Origin of the sequence: Pseudomonas sp. FP597 (assembly GCF_030687435.1) — a bacterium.
In the GTDB taxonomy this organism is placed as follows: domain Bacteria; phylum Pseudomonadota; class Gammaproteobacteria; order Pseudomonadales; family Pseudomonadaceae; genus Aquipseudomonas; species Aquipseudomonas lactucae.
In genome coordinates, this window is sequence record NZ_CP117432.1 from 5,135,510 (window position 1) to 5,153,599 (window position 18,090).

An 18,090-nucleotide genomic window follows, 5' to 3' on the forward strand; every position below is an offset into this window, starting at 1 on the left:
CCCTTATTGCAGCTGTTCATATCCGTATGATCGCGATACCTCGCCCCCTGCGTCTGACCTTCTATTCCCTGATGATCATCGCCGGTGCGGTGCTTGCCGCGACATTGGCCATGCGCCATGCAGAACGCGAGGCGCTGGTGGACGACGCCGCCCGTGCCAATCAACAGCTGGCGCTGTACGCCAATTCCCTGCATACCCTGATCGAACGTTACCGCGCCCTGCCCGCCGTGCTGGCGCTGGACTCGGAAATGATCAGCGCGCTGAAAGGCCCGGTGGATGCTGCCACGCAGGACACACTCAACCGCAAACTCGAACGCATCAACGGTGCCGCGCAGTCCTCCACCCTGGAGTTGATGGACCGTAACGGCCTGGCCGTGGCCGCCAGCAACTGGGCGTTGCCGAGCAGCTATGTGGGCCATAACTATGGGTTTCGCCCCTATTTCATCCAGACCAAAAGCCAGGGCACCGGACGCTTCTACGCAGTGGGGGTGACCACTGGGATCCCGGGGTACTTCCTCTCCAGCGCAGTGCTCGACGACCACGAACAGTTCCTGGGTGCCATGGTGGTGAAACTGGAATTCCCCGAGCTTGAACGCGAATGGGCCCAGGGCAATGACCTGCTGCTGGTCAGCGATGCGCGCGGCATCGTGTTCATCGCCAATCAACCGGGCTGGCGCTATCGCAACCTGCGCCCGTTATCGGACAGCGACCTGGCCGAACTCAAGGCCACGCGCCAATATGACAAGAAGCAACTGCAGCCTTTGGACACCCAGACGTTGCAACGCTTCGACGAAAACAGCCATTTGATGCGCATCAACGGCCCCGACGGCAACGCCAATTACATCTGGGAATCCCTGCCACTGAAGGCCGAAGGCTGGACCCTGCACCTGCTGCGCAAACCTCAGTTCGCCTTCGAAGACCAACGCAACGCCGGCCTTGCCGCCGCGGGTTCCTGGCTGGCGCTGGTGTTCCTGGCACTGTTCCTGAGCCAACGCTGGCGCCTGGCCCGCATGCGCCAGCGCAGCCGCGAGGAGCTGGAGCAATTGGTCGAAGAACGCACCCAGGCCCTGCGCACCGCCCAGGATGGTTTGGTGCAATCGGCCAAGCTGGCCGCGCTGGGGCAAATGTCCGCCGCCCTTGCCCATGAAATCAACCAACCACTGACCGCACAGCGCATGCAACTGGCCACGCTGCGACTGTTGCTGGACCACGGCCGCGTGGACGACGCCTACAAGGCCCTCACGCCGCTGGACGACATGCTCACGCGCATGGCCGCGCTCACCGGCCACCTCAAGACCTTTGCGCGCAAAAGCCCCAGCGGCCTGCGCGAACGCCTGGACCTGGCCACCGTGGTCGACCAGTCACTGCACTTGCTCGACGCGCGCCTGCGTGATGAAGCCATCGGCGTCATGCTGGACCTGACCCGCCCGGCCTGGGTACGCGGCGATGCGATCCGCCTGGAACAGGTGCTGATCAACCTGCTGCGCAACGCCCTCGACGCCATGGCCGACAAGCCGCGCAAACGCCTGGAAATCCGCTTGCATGCCGACCAGCAGCTGTGGGTCTTGAGCGTCAGCGACAGCGGCGGCGGAATTGCCGAAGAACACCTGAACAACGTGTTCGACCCGTTCTTCACCACCAAGCCGGTGGGCGACGGTCTCGGCTTGGGGCTGGCGGTGTCCTACGCTATCGTGCACGAACTGGGCGGACGCCTGATCGCCGGTAACCGTGGCGACGGCGCCGTGTTCACGCTGACCCTGCCCATCGCGTTGGAGACGCCGGACCTATGTTGAATGCGGTGATTGTGGTCGATGACGAAGCCAGCATTCGCACGGCCGTGGAGCAGTGGTTGAGCCTGTCGGGATTTGATGTGCAACTGTTCAGCCGTGCCGAAGAATGCCTGGCGCAATTGCCCAGGGACTTTCCCGGGGTGATCCTGAGCGACGTACGCATGCCGGGGCTCAGCGGCCTGGAGCTGCTGGCCGAGGTGCAGCGTCGCGACACCGACTTGCCGGTGATCCTGCTCACCGGCCATGGCGATGTGCCGATGGCCGTCGAGGCGATGCGCGACGGGGCCTATGACTTCCTCGAAAAACCCTTCAGCCCCGACGCCCTGCTCAACAGCCTGCGCCGCGCCCTGGATAAACGTGGGTTGATCCTCGAAAACCGCCGCCTGCATCAACAGGCCGGTCACCGCGCGCAACTCGAATCCAGCCTGCTTGGCGTATCTCGAAGCCTGCAGAACCTGCGCCGCCAGGTGCTCGACCTGGCGAGCTTGCCGGTCAACGTGCTGATCCGTGGCGAAACCGGCAGCGGCAAGGAGCTGGTCGCCCGCTGCTTGCATGATTTCGGCCCACGGGCGAAAAAACCGTTCGTAGCGCTCAACTGCGCGGCGATCCCCGAGCAACTCTTCGAAGCCGAGCTGTTCGGCCACGAAAGCGGCGCGTTCACCGGCGCCCAAAGCAAACGCATCGGCAAATTGGAATACGCCCACGGCGGTACGTTGTTCCTGGATGAAATCGAAAGCATGCCGCTGGCCCAGCAAGTGAAACTGCTGCGGGTGCTGCAGGAGCAAAAACTGGAGCGCTTGGGCTCCAACCAGAGCATCCACGTGGATTTGCGCATCATCGCCGCCACCAAGCCGGACCTGCTGGAAGAAGCTCGCGCCGGGCGCTTTCGCGAAGACCTGGCCTATCGCCTGAATGTTGCACAACTGCGCCTGCCACCGCTGCGCGAGCGCCGTGAAGATATTCCACTGCTGTTCGATCACTTTGCACACAGCGCCGCCGAACGCCTGGGCCGCAGCGTCGAGCCCCTGAGCGGCGCACAGCTGGGGCGCCTGCTCAGCCACGACTGGCCGGGTAATGTGCGGGAGCTGGCCAATGTCGCCGAACGCCAAGTGCTGGGGCTGGGTGAGCCGGAACCGGAAGGCATCGAAGCCGGGCAATCCCTCGCCGCGCAGCAGGAAGCCTTTGAGGCCCATTGCCTGAAAGCTGCATTGACCCGCCATGAGGGCGATATCAAAGCGGTGTTGGCGGAGCTGCAACTGCCTCGCCGAACCTTCAATGAAAAGATGCAGCGCCATGGCCTCGCACGGGACATGTTTCTCAAGGATCAATGAGCGGATTTCCGCTCACTACTGCAAAAACATCAGCGACATTCCGCTCAAGAAAATCCGCCTACCCCTCTAGACCGGGCCTTCATCCACCTGGCACAGCTCCTGCTATAGCCCCAGCCAGGCAGCGTTCGCGCCGCTCCATAAAAACAACTAGATGAAGGATCCTTCGATGGATAACTCCAACTCCCTGCCTCTGGGCTCGGCGGCCGCGCCGGCAAAAGAACGCACCACGTCCAGCCGCATCAAATCGATCTTCAGCGGATCGGTCGGCAACATGGTCGAGTGGTACGACTGGTACGTCTACGCCGCCTTCTCGCTGTACTTCGCCAAAGCCTTCTTCCCCAAAGGCGATACCACCGCTCAACTGCTCAACACCGCCGCGATCTTCGCCGTGGGTTTCCTGATGCGGCCGATCGGTGGCTGGCTGATGGGCCTGTATGCCGACAAAGTCGGGCGTAAAAAAGCCCTGATGGCCTCGGTCTACCTGATGTGCTTCGGCTCGCTGCTGATTGCCCTGAGCCCAGGCTATGAAATCATTGGTATCGGAGCGCCCATCCTGCTGGTGTTTGCCCGTTTGTTGCAGGGACTTTCAGTCGGCGGCGAATACGGTACCTCCGCCACCTACCTCAGCGAAATGGCGACCAAGGAACGGCGTGGTTTCTATTCCAGCTTCCAGTACGTGACCCTGATCTCCGGCCAGCTCATCGCGTTGGCGGTGCTGATCGTGCTGCAACAGGTCCTCACCACCGAACAGCTGTATGCCTGGGGCTGGCGTATCCCGTTCGCCATCGGCGCTCTGTGTGCCGTGGTCGCCCTGTACCTGCGTCGTGGCATGGAAGAAACCGAGTCGTTCACCAAGAAGGAAAAAGCCAAGGAAAGCGCGATGCGCACCTTGATGCGCCACCCCAAGGAACTGATGACCGTGGTCGGCCTGACCATGGGCGGCACCCTGGCGTTCTACACCTACACCACCTACATGCAGAAATACCTGGTGAACACCGTCGGCATGAGCATTTCCGACTCCACCACCATCTCGGCGGCGACACTGTTTCTGTTCATGTGCCTGCAACCGATCATCGGCGGGCTGTCGGACAAGGTCGGCCGTCGTCCGATCCTGATCGCCTTCGGTATCCTCGGCACCCTGTTCACCGTACCGATCCTCACCACCCTGCACACCATCCAAAGCTGGTGGGGCGCGTTCTTCCTGATCATGGCCGCACTGATCATCGTCAGCGGCTACACCTCGATCAACGCCGTGGTGAAGGCCGAGTTGTTCCCCACCGAAATCCGCGCCCTGGGCGTGGGCCTGCCGTATGCGCTGACCGTGTCGATCTTCGGCGGCACCGCTGAATACATCGCCCTGTGGTTCAAGAGCATCGGCATGGAAACCGGGTACTACTGGTATGTGACTGCGTGTATCGCGGTGTCGCTGGCGGTCTATGCAACCATGAAGGACACCCGTAAGCACTCTCGCATCACCACGGACTAAACGTCTGACCCGGTAAACCTGTGGGAGGGGCTTGCTCCCTCCCACATTGGATATGATGATTGCCCCGAAACCGAGAGCAGAACAAGCCATGTCCGACGCTATCCATTTCTACGAACCCGCCAACGGCCACGGCCTGCCCCATGACCCGTTCAATGCCATCGTCGGCCCACGGCCGATCGGCTGGATTTCGTCACACGACCGTGAAGGCCGCCTGAACCTGGCGCCCTATAGTTTCTTCAATGCGTTCAATTACATTCCGCCGATCATTGGGTTTTCCAGTGTCGGGCGCAAAGACAGCCTGAACAACATCGAACAGACCGGCGAATTCGTGTGGAACCTGGCCACCCGACCGTTGGCCGAGCAGATGAACCAGAGCTGCGCGGCGGTCTCGCCGCAGGTGAATGAGTTCGAGCTGTCCGGCCTGACGCCGGTGGCTTCAAAAATCGTTGGCGTACCACGCGTGGGCGAGAGCCCGGTGGCGTTCGAATGCAAGGTGACCCAGATCATCCAGTTGCAACGCGCCGACAAGGGGTTGGTGCCGAGCTGGCTGGTGCTGGGCGAGGTGGTCGCGGTGCACATTGCCAAGTGGCTGCTCAAGGATGGCATCTATGACACCGCTGCCGCCGAACCGATTTTACGCGGTGGCGGCCCGGCGGATTACTTCCAGTTGGGGCCGGAGGCGCTGTTCAAGATGTACCGCCCAGGCGCCACCAAACCCTGATTGGAATGCGGCGTGCTTTAGTTTGCCGCAGAGCCCCACGTCAACTGGCCTTCTTCGTCGACATCGATCAGGCGCTCAAGCTGCACAGTCGCCGCATCATCCGCATCCGAAGCCGTCTTGAACCTCTGCCCCTCCAGGATCTTGTGAAACCGCGGGGCGCCCATGCCATCCAGTGCCTTGACGGCAACGGCGGCGCTGTAGCCCCCTTCTCCCGGTACGACGGCGGAAACGGCTTCGTGGTGGGCAAATTGTTTACGTGCCATGTTGCAGGTCCTGGCCAATGGAAAGGCGGCCATTCTAAACCGGTTCAACCAGCGAGTTGCAGGTACTCGCCGTAGGCGTGTGCGGCGGATGCATCGGTGAAGGTCTGGAAGTCCATACTGCGCAGCACGCCGTCATTCAACAGCTCGGTGAAGATCATCAGCGCCGGAGAGCTGAAGTAGTCGCTCATCGCCTGCTCGCTGCTCCAAAAGCCCGAGACCAGCCACACGTCGGGGTCAACCTGGGAATGCTGCAATGAAAACTGCAGGCAACCCTGAGCCTGGCGGCCCGGTTCGATCAAACTGCTCAAGCGTGCACCCAGCTGGGTGCTGCACCCGGTGCGGGCGCGGATAAAGGCCATATGGCTCGCGGGAATGGGGGTGGACATATTCGACTCTCCCGTTGAGAAGTGATGCTCGGCAAGCACTGTGAGGGTGTGTTGCCACAGGATCAACGATAACGGCGCGGGTACACCTGCGGTTAGTCGATTCCTGCCGGCTTATTGCACGATCCTGCGAGAAGCGTAGATAGGACGTTGGTCCAGCGGTTTTATTCCACGCGCAAACGCCGGATTTCAGGCAGATGACCGGCCTCGCGCTTGCCTGATTGACGACAGGCCGCAGGATCAGGCAAGGATTGTGCAGAATCGACCTAACACTTTTTGAAACGTCGCCGCTAAGCTGACCCCCATCAAAGCAGCCAGCAGAGGACGCGCCATGTCGTCGCCCGACCATCAGCCCACCCCCCTCGATGCCGAGATGGAAAAACAGCGTGCCGAGCTGGCCAGCATCGTGCACCGCCATACCTGGGAGGACGGTTCCTACGGCACGGCGATCACCTCGCTGTACCTGAACCGTCACAACACGCCGCGCGATTTCATGCCGGTGCTGGTGGAGCCCGCGCTGTGCATCCTCGCCAACGGCAGCAAGGAAGTGCGCCTGGCCGATGAAATCTTCGCCTATGACCCGCTCAACTATTTGGTGTTCTCGGTGGCGATGCCGGTGGCCGGACGGATCATCGATGCCACGCCGGATGACCCGAACCTGTCGGTGCGCATTAATATCGACCCGGCGCAGCTCACAGCGCTGATCGCCGAGGCCGGCCCCATGGGCGTGCCCACGCGCCCGACATCGCGCGGGATGTACGTGGACCGGATCGACAATCAACTGCTCGACGCGGTACTGCGCCTGGCGCGCTTGCTGGATACGCCCAAAGACATCGCGATGCTCGCGCCGTTGATCAATCGCGAAATTCTCTACCGCCTGCTGCGTGGACCACAGGGCTATCGTCTGTATGAAATTGCCGTGGCCAACAGTCAGAGCCATCGGGTGAGCCAGGCGATCAAGTGGCTCAATGGCAACTACGAACAACCGTTGCGCATCGATGACCTGGCCAAGGAAGTGAACCTGAGCGTCTCGACCCTGCACCATCGCTTCAAGGCAATCACGGCCATGAGTCCGCTGCAGTATCAGAAGCAGTTGCGCTTGCAGGAAGCGCGCAGGCTGATGATTGCCGAAGGGCTCGAAGCCTCGGCGGCCGGGTATCGGGTGGGGTACGAAAGCCCGTCGCAGTTCAGCCGGGAGTACAGCCGGTTATTTGGTGCGCCGCCCTTGCGCGACTTGGCCAGGCTGCGCCAGAGCATCTGACCCCACAGAGATCAACATGTGGGAGGGGGCTTGCTCCCGATAGCGGTGTGTCAGCTACAAACAGCTGGCTGACACACCGCTATCGGGAGCAAGCCCCCTCCCACATTTAGTCCAGCGTTCGCGGAAGCTGAAGGGTCACCCTCAGGCCGCCTTCGCGAAGGTTCTGCAAACTCACTTCCCCCCCATGGCTGTGGGCAATATTGCGTGCAATCCCCAAGCCCAACCCATAACCCTGCTGCTGCCCGGACAGGCGGAAGTGCGGTTCGAATACCTGCTCCAAACGCTGCTCGGGCACACCCGGTCCTTCGTCATCCACATGCAGGATGAACTGCGCACCATCGTCTTCGATGTGCAAATGCGCGTTCTGCCCGTACTTCAAAGCGTTGTCGATCAGGTTGCCGATGCAGCGTTTGAGCGCCAACGGCTTGCCGGGATAGGCCGCCAGAGCGTAGCCATCCAGGGTCACGCGGCCATTGCCGTTGGGTGCGACGTAAGGCTCCACCAGGCATTCGAGCACATGGTTGAGGTCGACCGGCTGGATGTTCTCGTGGATATCGGTGTCTTTCACGCATTGCAGCGCGCCCTTCACCAGCAATTCCAATTCGTCCAGGTCGCGGCCGAATTTGGTTTGCAGGTTCTCGTCTTCCAGCAGTTCCACGCGCAGGCGCAGGCGGGTGATCGGTGTGCGCAGGTCGTGGGAAATCGCGCTGAACAACTGGCTGCGCTCGGTCAGGTAACGGCTGATGCGTTCGCGCATGGCGTTGAAGGCGCGACCCACTTCCACCACTTCGCTGCCGCCGCCTTCGGCCACCGGCTCCACATCGGCACCCAGGGACATGTCCCGCGCCGCCCGCGCCAAGCGCTTGAGTGGGCGGCTCTGCCAATGCACCAGCAGGCCGATAAACAGCAATAGAAAACCGCTGGTCAGCACGATGAACCACACCTGCTGGGACGGCAGGCCTTGTTCTTCAAGGCTGGTGTAGGGCTCAGGCAGCAACGAGGCGATGTACAGCCATTCGCCGGGGGCAAGTTGGATCTGGGTGACCAAGACCGGCGGGTTCACCGGTTCCAGGGTCAATGCGTAATGGGCCCAGGAACGCGGCAACTCATCGAGCTTGAGACCGGCATTGAAGATGCGCAGCTCCTCGGCACTGACGAACTCCACCGAGATCACCACGTCGGCGCCCAGGGTCTGGCGCAGTACTTCATCCACCGCGACCAGCACGGCCTGTTTGCGCGGGGTCTCGGGCAGGACCTGCATCTCCAGCGGGCGATCGTTGAGGGTCACCACAAACCGAGTGCCGCCCATGCTGCGCAACTGATCGAGGACCAACGGCCGGTAGGCCACCGGCAACGAACGGAAATAGCTCACGCTGGCCGTCATCGAATGCGCCAGGCTCCGGGCGCTGGTGACCAGGCCTTCGAGCTGGGTCGCGCGTAACTGCGACACCCAGATCACGCTGGACAGCGCCTGGGCGAACAGCACCACCAGCAAGGTCAGCAGCAACATGCGCCCCAGCAATGAGCGCGGCACCGGGAAGCGACGGCGGCGTTCGGTTACAGGCTCAGTGGGCATTGCCGGCAACCACGCTGGCTGCCAGTTGATAACCGCTGCCGCGCACGGTGCGGATCAGCCGCGGGGGCTTTTCGGTGTCGCGCAGGCGTTGGCGCAGGCGACTCACGGCCATGTCGACGATACGGTCCAGCGGCATCAGGTCCCGGCCACGGGTGGCGTTGCCGATGGTGTCGCGGTCGAGGATTTGCTGGGGGTGGTCGAGAAACAATTTGAGCAGGGCAAAGTCGGCACCGGAAAGGATCACCTCTTCGCCATCCACGTGGAACAGCCGGTGGCTGATCATGTCCAGGCGCCATTCGTCGAACACCAGCACATCGGCGCTACCACTGCGCTCCTGGCCGAACTGGCAGCGGCGCAACAGGGCCTTGATCCGCGCCTGCAATTCACGGGGGCTGAACGGCTTGCCGATGTAATCATCGGCGCCCAACTCCAGGCCGATCACACGGTCGGCTTCGTCGGAACTGGCGGTGAGCATGATGATCGGCACCTGCGCCTGGCGCGGGTGCTGGCGAATCCAGCGGCAGAGGCTGAAGCCGTCTTCGTCGGGCAACATCACGTCGAGGATGACCAGGTCGCACGGCGCCTCGTTCATCGCCTGGCGAAACCCCGCGCCATCCGGCACGCCACGCACCTGGAAACCGGCGCGACTGAGGTAGGTTTGCAGCAATTCGCGGATTTCCTGGTCGTCGTCGACGAGGAGAATCGATTTACTGATTACGCTCACGAGGTCCTCCTTGTTGTTATGGGGCCATCACTGCCTAGGCAAAAGCCTGCTCCAGCGCCACGCCCGCCCCGGTCAACCCGGAATACGGCGCCGTCACCAACCACACCGGAATACCTTTGAAGTAGTCGCTCATGCAGCCTTTGTCACTGAAGCTCTTGGCGAAACCGCTGGCGATAAAGAAGTCGGCAAACCTCGGTATCACCCCGCCCACGATGTATACGCCACCGCGCCCACCGGTGGTCAGTACATTATTGCCTGCAACCCGACCCAGCCAGATGCTGAACTGGTCCAACACTTCCATGGCGATCGGATCACCGGCCAGACCCGCCGCCGTGATGGCTTCGGGCGTTTCGAGCACCGGCACATGGCCGTCGACCGCACAAATCGCCCGGTACAGACGCGGCAACCCGCCACCGCTCAAGGCGGTTTCGGCGCTGACGTGGCCGATTTCGTTGTAGATGTGCTGCCACAGCTGGGTTTCCCGCGGGCTGCTCAGCGGCAGGTCGACATGCCCGCCCTCCCCCGGCAATGCCGCGTAGCGACCCGCACCGAGGTCCAACAACGTTCCGACTCCCAGGCCCGTGCCCGGGCCGATCACCACCGCCGGGCGCAACGGCTCCGGCGTGCCTTCGCAGACCACGCGGAATTCGTCGGGTTGCAAGCGGGTCATGCCCAGGGCCATGGCCGAGAAGTCATTGACCAGCAGCAGCTCATCCACCTGCAGCGTGTTGCAAAACGCAGTCTTGCTCAGGCGCCAGTGGTTGTTGGTGAATTTAAATTCATCGCCGCTCACCGGCCCGGCCACCGAAAGGCACACTGCACCGATATCGCCGACGTTCAGGCCTTCTTCGCGCAAATAGACCTTGATCGCCTCTTCGGGGCTGGAGTAGTCCACCGTGGCATGCACACGAATCGAATGCAGTGCCGAATCCCGCCACAACGCAAAACGCGCGTTGGTACCGCCGATATCACCGACCAGCGCTAACTTCACTTAAGCGTCTCCAAGGCAGAGGTAAAGGCGCTGGCGCCCTGCTCTGCGGAGCTTGCGGCCAAGCGCATAAATGCAAACAACTCGCGACCTGCCCCCACATTATTGCCCAACAGGCCCGTGGCAGGCGTGCGCGCTGCGAATTCTTCGGCGTCCACCTTAAGCTCCAAGGTGCCTGTCACGCCATCCACACGAATGATATCGCCATCGCGCACTCGCGCCAGTGGCCCACCGCTCTGGGCTTCGGGGTTGACGTGAATCGCGGCGGGGATCTTACCCGACGCGCCGGACATACGCCCGTCCGTCACCAATGCCACCTTGAAACCACGGTCCTGCAACACACCGAGGAACGGGGTCATCTTGTGCAGTTCGGGCATGCCATTGGAACGCGGGCCCTGGAAGCGCATGACTGCGACAAAGTCTTTTTCCAACTGGCCGGCCTTGAACGCATCGGCCAGGTCCTGCTGGTCCTGGAACACCACCGCCGGTGCTTCCACCACTTGGTGCTCCGGCGCCACGGCGGAGACTTTCATCACGCCACGCCCCAGGTTGCCTTCCATCACGCGCAGGCCACCTTCGGGCGAGAACGCACGGGCCACGGGGCGCAGGATGGTTTCGTCGAGGCTCTCGATAGGGCCGTCGCGCCAGACCAACTCGCCATCGACCAGGAACGGTTCCTGGATGTAACGGCTCAGGCCCTTGCCCGCGACCGTGTTGACGTCTTCGTGGAGCAGGCCGGCCTCGAGCAGCTCGCGGATCAGGAACGACATGCCGCCCGCCGCCTGGAAGTGGTTGATGTCAGCCTTGCCGTTCGGGTACACGTGGGACAGGGTCGGCACCACCTCGGAGAGGTCGGCCATGTCCTGCCAGGTGAGGATGATGCCCGCGGACATGGCGATGGCCGGCATGTGCAGGGTGTGGTTGGTGGAACCGCCGGTGGCATTGAGCGCGACGATGGAATTGACGATGGATTTTTCGTCGACAATCTCGCCGATCGGCGTGAAGTTGCCGTTGGCCTTGGTCAGACGCGTGACCTGATGCGCCGCTTCGCGGGTCAGCGCATCACGCAGCGGCGTGTACGGGTTGACGAACGACGCGCCCGGCAGGTGCAGGCCCATCACTTCCATCAACAACTGGTTGGTGTTGGCGGTGCCGTAGAAGGTGCAGGTGCCGGGGCTGTGGTAGGACTTCATCTCCGATTCCAGCAGCTCTTCGCGGGTGGCCTTGCCTTCGGCGTAGCGCTGGCGCACATCGGCCTTCTGCTTGTTGGAGATGCCTGAAGGCATCGGCCCGCCCGGCACGAAGATCATCGGCAGGTGGCCATAGCGCAGCGCGCCCATCATCAGGCCGGGAACGATCTTGTCGCAGATGCCCAGCATCAGCGCGGCATCGAACATGTTGTGGGACAGCGCGACAGCCGTGGACATGGCGATGACTTCACGGCTGAGCAGGCTCAGTTCCATGCCCGGCTCGCCCTGGGTCACGCCGTCGCACATGGCCGGGGTGCCGCCGGCGAACTGACCGACCGAGCCGACTTCGCGCAGGGCTTTCTTGATCTGTTCCGGGAAGTGTTCGTACGGTTGATGCGCCGAGAGCATGTCGTTATATGAAGAAACAATTGCCACGTTGGCGGCATTCATCATGCGCAGGCTGTTTTTGTCTTCGGTGCCGCAACCGGCCACGCCGTGGGCGAAATTGGCGCATTGCAGCTTGCCGCGCATCGGCCCGTCGCTGGCAGCGCCGCGAATGAGCGCAAGGTAAGCCTCGCGAGTGGCGCGGCTGCGGGCGATAAGCCGTTCGGTGACCTCAAGAACGCGGGGATGCATGTGTAGAACTCCAGGCTAACGGATGTGGTGACCCTCGTTCCTATGCTGATCAAACGCCCGCAGCGCATGGGATGGCAGGGTGTCGTTTAAATCATCGGACCAGTTGATTCAGGTCACTCGTTGTAGATTGAACAAAATATTGCCACTAAAAAGGCTTGTTTTCTATTTTTATGCGAATAATCTTGTAATTCTTACAACAAATCGACGACAGGCACTTTCCAATGACTCTTCGTATCGCAATCAATGGTTTTGGCCGTATCGGCCGTAATGTCCTGCGCGCACTGTATACCCAAGGCTACCGCCAGGATTTGCAGATCGTCGCCATCAATGATTTGGGCGACAGCTCAATCAATGCCCACCTGCTCAAATTCGACACCGTGCACGGCACTTTCGACGCAGAGGTCGCCCACGATCAGGAAAGCCTGACCGTCAATGGTGACCGGATTGCCGTGAGTGCCATTCGCAACCCGGCCGACCTGCCATGGGCTGCCCACAAGATCGACGTGGTGTTCGAATGCACCGGCCTGTTCACCGACCGTGACAAGGCTGCCGCCCATATTACTGCCGGCGCACGCAAGGTGATCATCTCGGCACCGGCCAAGGGCGCGGACGCGACCGTGGTCTACGGCGTGAACCATGACATTCTGCGTCAATCCCACCAGATCATCTCCAACGCCTCGTGCACCACCAACTGCCTGGCGCCGGTCGCCCAGGTGCTGCACCGTGAGCTGGGCATCGAAAGCGGCCTGATGACCACGATCCATGCCTACACCAACGACCAGAACCTGACCGACGTCTACCACACCGACCCGTACCGCGCGCGCTCGGCCACCCAGAACATGATCCCGAGCAAGACCGGCGCCGCCGAAGCGGTGGGCCTGGTGCTGCCGGAACTGGCGGGCAAGCTGACCGGCATGGCCGTGCGCGTGCCGGTGATCAACGTGTCGCTGGTCGACCTCACCGTACAACTGAAAAAAGAAGCCACCGCCGAAGAGGTCAACGCGCTGCTCAAGGAAGCCAGCCAGCACTCGAAAATCCTCGGCTACAACACGCTGCCGCTGGTCTCCAGCGACTTCAACCACAACCCGCTGTCGTCGATCTTCGACGCCAACCACACCAAGGTGAGTGGCAAGTTGCTCAAAGTGTTGGCGTGGTATGACAACGAGTGGGGTTTCTCCAACCGCATGCTGGATAACTGCCTGGCATTGTGTAACGCCGAGTAATTCCTTGAGGGAAGAGCTTTTGCTTGGGAGGGGTTTGCCCCTCCCACATTTTCCTATCGTAGGCCTGGGGAAATAGCCACTTGCCATTTCGGTTGATGATAAGCATTATCATTCACTGCAAATCGGTCTGGTATCAGTGTGAGCCAATCTCGCTTCAACCATGTCTTTCTCACCCAACGGGTGATTCTGCTGCGTACCTTGCAGCGGATGGTGCATAACCACAGCACCGCCGAGGACTTGCTGCAGGAAACCTACCTGCGCGTTACGCGGGCGCTGAGCGAGCGGCCGATCGATCACCTCGAACCCTTCGTCTATCAAACCGCGCGCAACCTGGCGCTGGATCACCTGCGCTCGCGTCGGATCCAGGCGCGCACGCTGCAGGAAGATGTCCCGCTGGGCATCCTGCAAAGCGTCGCCGCCCCCATCAGTACCCCCGAAGACGCGACCCATGCCGAGCAGCTGCTGGAGCACCTGAGCGTCAGCCTGGGCCAACTGAGCGCGCGCCAGCAACAGATCTTCATCCTCAGCCGCCTGCATGGTTGCAGCTATCAGGAGATCGCCGATCAGTTGGATGTGTCCTTGAGCACCGTGCAAAAGGAATTGAAATTGATCATGGCCATCTGCGTAGGTGTGGCCGAACGGCTGGATCGGCCTTAAGCTTCATCCGACAGAAATGTCGACCCAGGTCGTAAGAAGATGAATAGAACGTGGCGAAGACCCGAGGCACACCGTGACGGACCCGAATAAACTGCGCCCCCATGAGCTGGCTCATGAGGTGTTGCAAGACACGGCGATGGACCAGGCCCTCGATTGGCTGATTGCCTTGCAATGCCCGCAACCCGGGCAGCAGGCGGAATTTGAAGCCTGGCTGGCCAGCGATCCGGCCCACGCGCTCGCGTTCGGCAAGGCCCAGGCCGCCTGGGGCGGCGCGCCGGTGCACAGCGCCGCCGTGGCCCTGGCGGTGCCGCGCAAGCCCAGCGCCTGGCGCCGGATCAAACCCCATTGGAAACCGCTGGCCACGGCCGCCGTGCTGCTGATCGGTCTGTTCAGTTTCAGCAACCTGCCGGTGCGCCTGCAAGCCGACCATCTCACCGTGGTGGGCGAACGCCAGCGCCTGCAATTGGACGACGGCTCCAAAGTACTGCTCAACACCAATTCGGCGTTTTCCAGCACCGTGCTGGGCCATCAGCGCATCGCCCGCCTCTACCAGGGCGAAGCGTTTTTCGACATCCCTCCAAGCCACGACCTGCCCCTGCAAATCGACGCCGGCCCGGTACGCGCCAGCGTGCGCGACACCGCCTTCGCCGTGCGCTACCTCAATGGCGAGGCGCAAGTGCAAGTGCAGCGCGGTGATGTGGACCTGAGCAACACCATCAACGATGCCCGCGTGCGCCTCAGCGCCGGGGAAAGCATCCGCATCGGCCCCAAGGGCTTCGGCCCGCCGGCCAAGCTGGACGCCGACAAGGACCTGGCCTGGGTGCAAGGCCGGCTCGTTTTCGAAAACTGCCCGATGAGCGAAGTGCTCGCCGAGTTGCGCCGCTATTACCCAGGGTGGATCGTCAACACCAACGACAGGCTCGCCAGCGTCGCCGTCACCGGCAATTATCGCCTCGACCAGCCGCTGGACGTGGTGCGCTCCCTGGCGCACATCACCTCAGCCAAGCTCTCGGAATTCCCGGCGCTGGTGATCCTGAACTAAATGAGAATTATTTTTACTCGATAGCCGTCGGTGGTACGTCTCGTCTTAGCCAATGCAACTGATTCCTATTTGGTTCGGTTCGCAACTATAAAGATTCGTACCCCGGAGCGCTCTCGATGTCCTCTCGTTTCAACCACCGGTCTTCTTCGCCCGTGTTGTCCTTGCTGACCGCCGCCATTCTGCTGGCCGGCGCGCCGCTGATGACCGCCAGCGCCGCCGAACCTGCAACCCACAGCCACGGCAATTACACCTTCAGCATTGAACAGCAACCGCTGGTTTCGGCGCTCAATGCCTTTACCGCGGTGACCGGCTGGCAAGTCGGCCTGCCGGCGGAGCTGGGCCAGGGCGTGTCGTCGCCTGGCGCGCACGGCCCGTTGACGCCGGAAAAAGCCCTGGACCGGCTGTTGGTGGGGACCAACCTGAGCTATCGCAAACTGGGCAGCAATACTATCGTTTTGGAAAAACATGCGGCCGGCAGCACCCTCAACCTGCAACAGGTGACCATCAGCGCCACCCGCAACGAGCAGGACGTGACCAGCGTGCCAAGCACGGTCAGCGTGTATGAGCGTGAAGCACTGGACCGCCAGAACGTGAATAACATTCGCGAACTGGTGCGCTACGAGCCTGGCGTATCGGTGGGCGGTGCCGGCAGCCGTTCGGGCAATGCGGGCTACAACATTCGCGGTATCGACGGCGACCGCATCCTCACCCAGGTGGATGGCGTGGAAGTGCCGAATAACTTCTTCAACGGCCCCTACGCCAAGACGCGTCGCAACTACGTCGACCCGGAAATCGTCAAGCGTGTGGAGATCCTGCGCGGCCCGGCCTCGGCCCTGTACGGCAGCAACGCTATCGGCGGTGCGGTGAGCTACTTCACCCTCGACCCGGATGACATCATCAAGCCCGGCCAGGATGTCGGCGCCCGCCTCAAGACCGGCTACAGCTCCGCCGACGAGAGCTGGCTCACCTCCGGCACCTTCGCCGGTCGCGTACAGAACGTCGACGGCTTGCTGCACCTGAGCCAGCGCAACGGCCACGAAACCGAATCCTACGACGGCAACAATGCCACCGGCCTGGCCCGCACCGGCGCCAACCCGGAAGACGCACGCACCACCAACATCCTGGCCAAACTGGGTTGGAACTACGGCGATGACAATCGCCTGGGCCTGACCTACGAGAAGTACAAGGATGATCGCGACATCAACCTTAAAAACGCCGTCGGCGGGCCGTTCACCGGGGGACGCGGCTTCAACTTCTATCGTGCCCGTTCGGGCAACGACACCATCACCCGTGAGCGCTTCGGCCTGGAAAACAGCTTCGCGCTTGAGTCGCCGATTGCCGACCGCATCAAGACCAGCCTCAATTACCAGATCGCCAAGACGAACCAGACCACCGCCGAAATCTATCAACCGTCACGCCGTGTATTGCGCACCCGCGAGACGCTCTACGAAGAAAAACAATGGGTCTTCGACGCACAGTTGGACAAGGCCTTCAGCCTGGGCGCAACCGATCATCAAGTCACCTACGGCACCACCCTCAAGCAGCAGAAAGTCACCGGCTCGCGTGAGGGCAGCGCCACCTGCCTGACAGTCGGCAGCGGCTGCACGGCCATCGGCGCTCCCAGTCCATCGGCCAGCGACAGTGTCAAGCGCGCCAGCGATTTCCCGGACCCGACCATCAACACCTACTCGCTGTTTGCCCAGGACCAGATCGCCTGGGACAAGTGGACCTTCCTGCCCAGCGTGCGCTACGACTACACCCAGCTCAAACCCAAGCTGACCGAGGCATTCCTCAACACCGTCGACCCAACGCGGATCTACGATCACAGTGACAGCGAGAAAACCTGGCACCGCGTCACGCCGAAATTCGGCCTGACCTACGCATTGACCGAGCAATACACCTGGTTTGGCCAATATGCGGAAGGCTTCCGCACCCCGTCGGCCAAGGCCTTGTATGGCCGCTTTGAAAACCTCGATCAGGGCTACACCGTCGAGCCCAACCCGAACCTCAAGCCGGAAACCAGCAAGGGCATCGAAACCGGCATTCGCGGCAACTTCGACGCCGGCTCCTTCGACATCGCCGTGTTCTATAACAAATACCGCGACTTTATCGATGAAGACGCGGTGGTCGCCGGCAGTACCGTCGAAGCCTTCCAGGCCAAGAACATCAAACGCGCGACCATCAAGGGCGTGGAAGCCAAAGGGCGCCTCGACCTGGACGCGCTGGGTGCACCGCAAGGGCTCTACACGCAGGGGGCGATCAGCTACGCCCATGGCCGCAATGACGACACCGGCCAGCCGCTCAACAGCGTCAATCCGCTCAAGGGTGTGTTCGGCCTGGGGTATGAGCAGGCGCAGTACGGCGCGCTGGTCAGTTGGACGCTGGTCAAAAAACAGAACCGCGTCGACAGCACCACCTTCTTCGCGCCTGACGGCAATTCCAGCAATGGCCCGTTCAAAACCCCAGGCTTCGGCATCGTCGACCTGACCGGTTTCTACAAAGTCACCCAGGACGTGACGCTCAACGGCGGTCTCTACAACCTCACCGACAAGAAGTACTGGAACTGGGACGACGTGCGCAGCTACGACGGTGTCGGCGAAGCCGGCGTGACCTCGCCCGCCAACCTCGACCGCCTGACCCAGCCCGGCCGCAACTTTGCGATCAATGTGATCTGGGACATCTGATAACACCGCCCGCTCACCCCGCCGACATTTCATCGGCGGGGTGAGGATTTTTTACTGTGCCGCGTCTTCTTGTTCGTCTAGTTGATAACAGCTCTCTTTACGGGCAACCAGGCGCTTCCCTTCCCAAGGACTTTT

At 61.8% G+C, this 18,090-nt stretch carries 15 protein-coding genes; 9 read left to right on the forward strand and 6 right to left on the reverse strand.

The annotated features are described in order from the left end of the window. Positions 1–26 precede the first annotated feature (26 nt). The 4 genes from PSH66_RS23540 to PSH66_RS23555 all read left to right on the forward strand — a co-directional run bounded on the left by PSH66_RS23540 (position 27) and on the right by PSH66_RS23555 (position 5,328). Entirely contained in the window at positions 27–1,793 is a 1,767-nt protein-coding gene (locus PSH66_RS23540; protein WP_042945217.1) for an ATP-binding protein, read from the forward strand. Then, entirely contained in the window at positions 1,787–3,121 is a 1,335-nt protein-coding gene (locus PSH66_RS23545; protein WP_305427730.1) for a sigma-54 dependent transcriptional regulator, read from the forward strand. The genes PSH66_RS23540 and PSH66_RS23545 overlap by 7 nt, the downstream gene beginning before the upstream one ends. A gap of 166 nt (positions 3,122–3,287) precedes the next feature. Continuing rightward, positions 3,288–4,607: an MFS transporter gene (locus PSH66_RS23550; protein ID WP_003175846.1), complete on the forward strand. Its 1,320-nt coding sequence runs from the start codon at positions 3,288–3,290 to the stop codon at positions 4,605–4,607. A gap of 88 nt (positions 4,608–4,695) precedes the next feature. After that, positions 4,696–5,328 carry a flavin reductase family protein gene (locus tag PSH66_RS23555; protein ID WP_305427731.1) on the forward strand — a complete coding sequence of 211 codons (633 nt, stop codon included), beginning with the start codon at positions 4,696–4,698 and terminating at the stop codon, positions 5,326–5,328. A 17-nt stretch (positions 5,329–5,345) separates the two neighbouring features. Here the strand turns inward: PSH66_RS23555 and PSH66_RS23560 are convergent, their stop codons facing one another. Together PSH66_RS23560 and PSH66_RS23565 are read right to left on the reverse strand one after the other, a co-directional pair. Next, on the reverse strand, positions 5,346–5,624 hold the full coding sequence (locus PSH66_RS23560; RefSeq protein ID WP_003175849.1) for a hypothetical protein: 279 nt from the start codon (positions 5,622–5,624) through the stop codon (positions 5,346–5,348). 11 nt (positions 5,625–5,635) lie between these two features. Continuing rightward, positions 5,636–5,977, reverse strand: a complete 342-nt coding sequence (locus PSH66_RS23565) for an antibiotic biosynthesis monooxygenase family protein (RefSeq protein WP_305427732.1) — start codon at positions 5,975–5,977, stop codon at positions 5,636–5,638. A gap of 328 nt (positions 5,978–6,305) precedes the next feature. On the opposite strand from PSH66_RS23565, the gene PSH66_RS23570 reads away from it, so the two are divergent. Beyond that, complete coding sequence (locus tag PSH66_RS23570) at positions 6,306–7,235, forward strand: AraC family transcriptional regulator (protein ID WP_003175851.1); 930 nt, start codon at positions 6,306–6,308, stop codon at positions 7,233–7,235. A 106-nt stretch (positions 7,236–7,341) separates the two neighbouring features. Here the strand turns inward: PSH66_RS23570 and PSH66_RS23575 are convergent, their stop codons facing one another. The 4 genes from PSH66_RS23575 to edd are packed head-to-tail and all read right to left on the reverse strand — an operon-like array spanning position 7,342 to position 12,349. Beyond that, positions 7,342–8,769: an ATP-binding protein gene (locus PSH66_RS23575; RefSeq protein ID WP_205489227.1), complete on the reverse strand. Its 1,428-nt coding sequence runs from the start codon at positions 8,767–8,769 to the stop codon at positions 7,342–7,344. A gap of 31 nt (positions 8,770–8,800) precedes the next feature. Next, complete coding sequence (locus PSH66_RS23580; protein WP_003175853.1) at positions 8,801–9,535, reverse strand: response regulator; 735 nt, start codon at positions 9,533–9,535, stop codon at positions 8,801–8,803. Positions 9,536–9,569: 34 nt separating this feature from the next. Then, positions 9,570–10,526: a glucokinase gene (locus tag PSH66_RS23585; protein WP_141063361.1), complete on the reverse strand. Its 957-nt coding sequence runs from the start codon at positions 10,524–10,526 to the stop codon at positions 9,570–9,572. Further along, on the reverse strand, positions 10,523–12,349 hold the full coding sequence (gene edd / locus PSH66_RS23590; protein ID WP_003175855.1) for a phosphogluconate dehydratase: 1,827 nt from the start codon (positions 12,347–12,349) through the stop codon (positions 10,523–10,525). Before edd ends, PSH66_RS23585 begins: the two co-directional genes overlap by 4 nt. Before the next feature lie 221 nt (positions 12,350–12,570). On the opposite strand from edd, the gene gap reads away from it, so the two are divergent. The 4 genes from gap to PSH66_RS23610 all read left to right on the forward strand — a co-directional run bounded on the left by gap (position 12,571) and on the right by PSH66_RS23610 (position 17,955). After that, complete coding sequence (gene gap, locus PSH66_RS23595; protein ID WP_003175856.1) at positions 12,571–13,572, forward strand: type I glyceraldehyde-3-phosphate dehydrogenase; 1,002 nt, start codon at positions 12,571–12,573, stop codon at positions 13,570–13,572. Between the two features lie 138 nt (positions 13,573–13,710). Next, positions 13,711–14,229, forward strand: coding sequence for an RNA polymerase sigma factor (locus tag PSH66_RS23600; RefSeq protein ID WP_003175857.1), 519 nt, complete (start codon positions 13,711–13,713; stop codon positions 14,227–14,229). Positions 14,230–14,302: 73 nt separating this feature from the next. Beyond that, complete coding sequence (locus PSH66_RS23605; RefSeq protein ID WP_305427733.1) at positions 14,303–15,271, forward strand: FecR domain-containing protein; 969 nt, start codon at positions 14,303–14,305, stop codon at positions 15,269–15,271. Positions 15,272–15,387: 116 nt separating this feature from the next. Continuing rightward, entirely contained in the window at positions 15,388–17,955 is a 2,568-nt protein-coding gene (locus PSH66_RS23610; protein ID WP_305427734.1) for a TonB-dependent receptor, read from the forward strand. Positions 17,956–18,090: the final 135 nt, after the last annotated feature.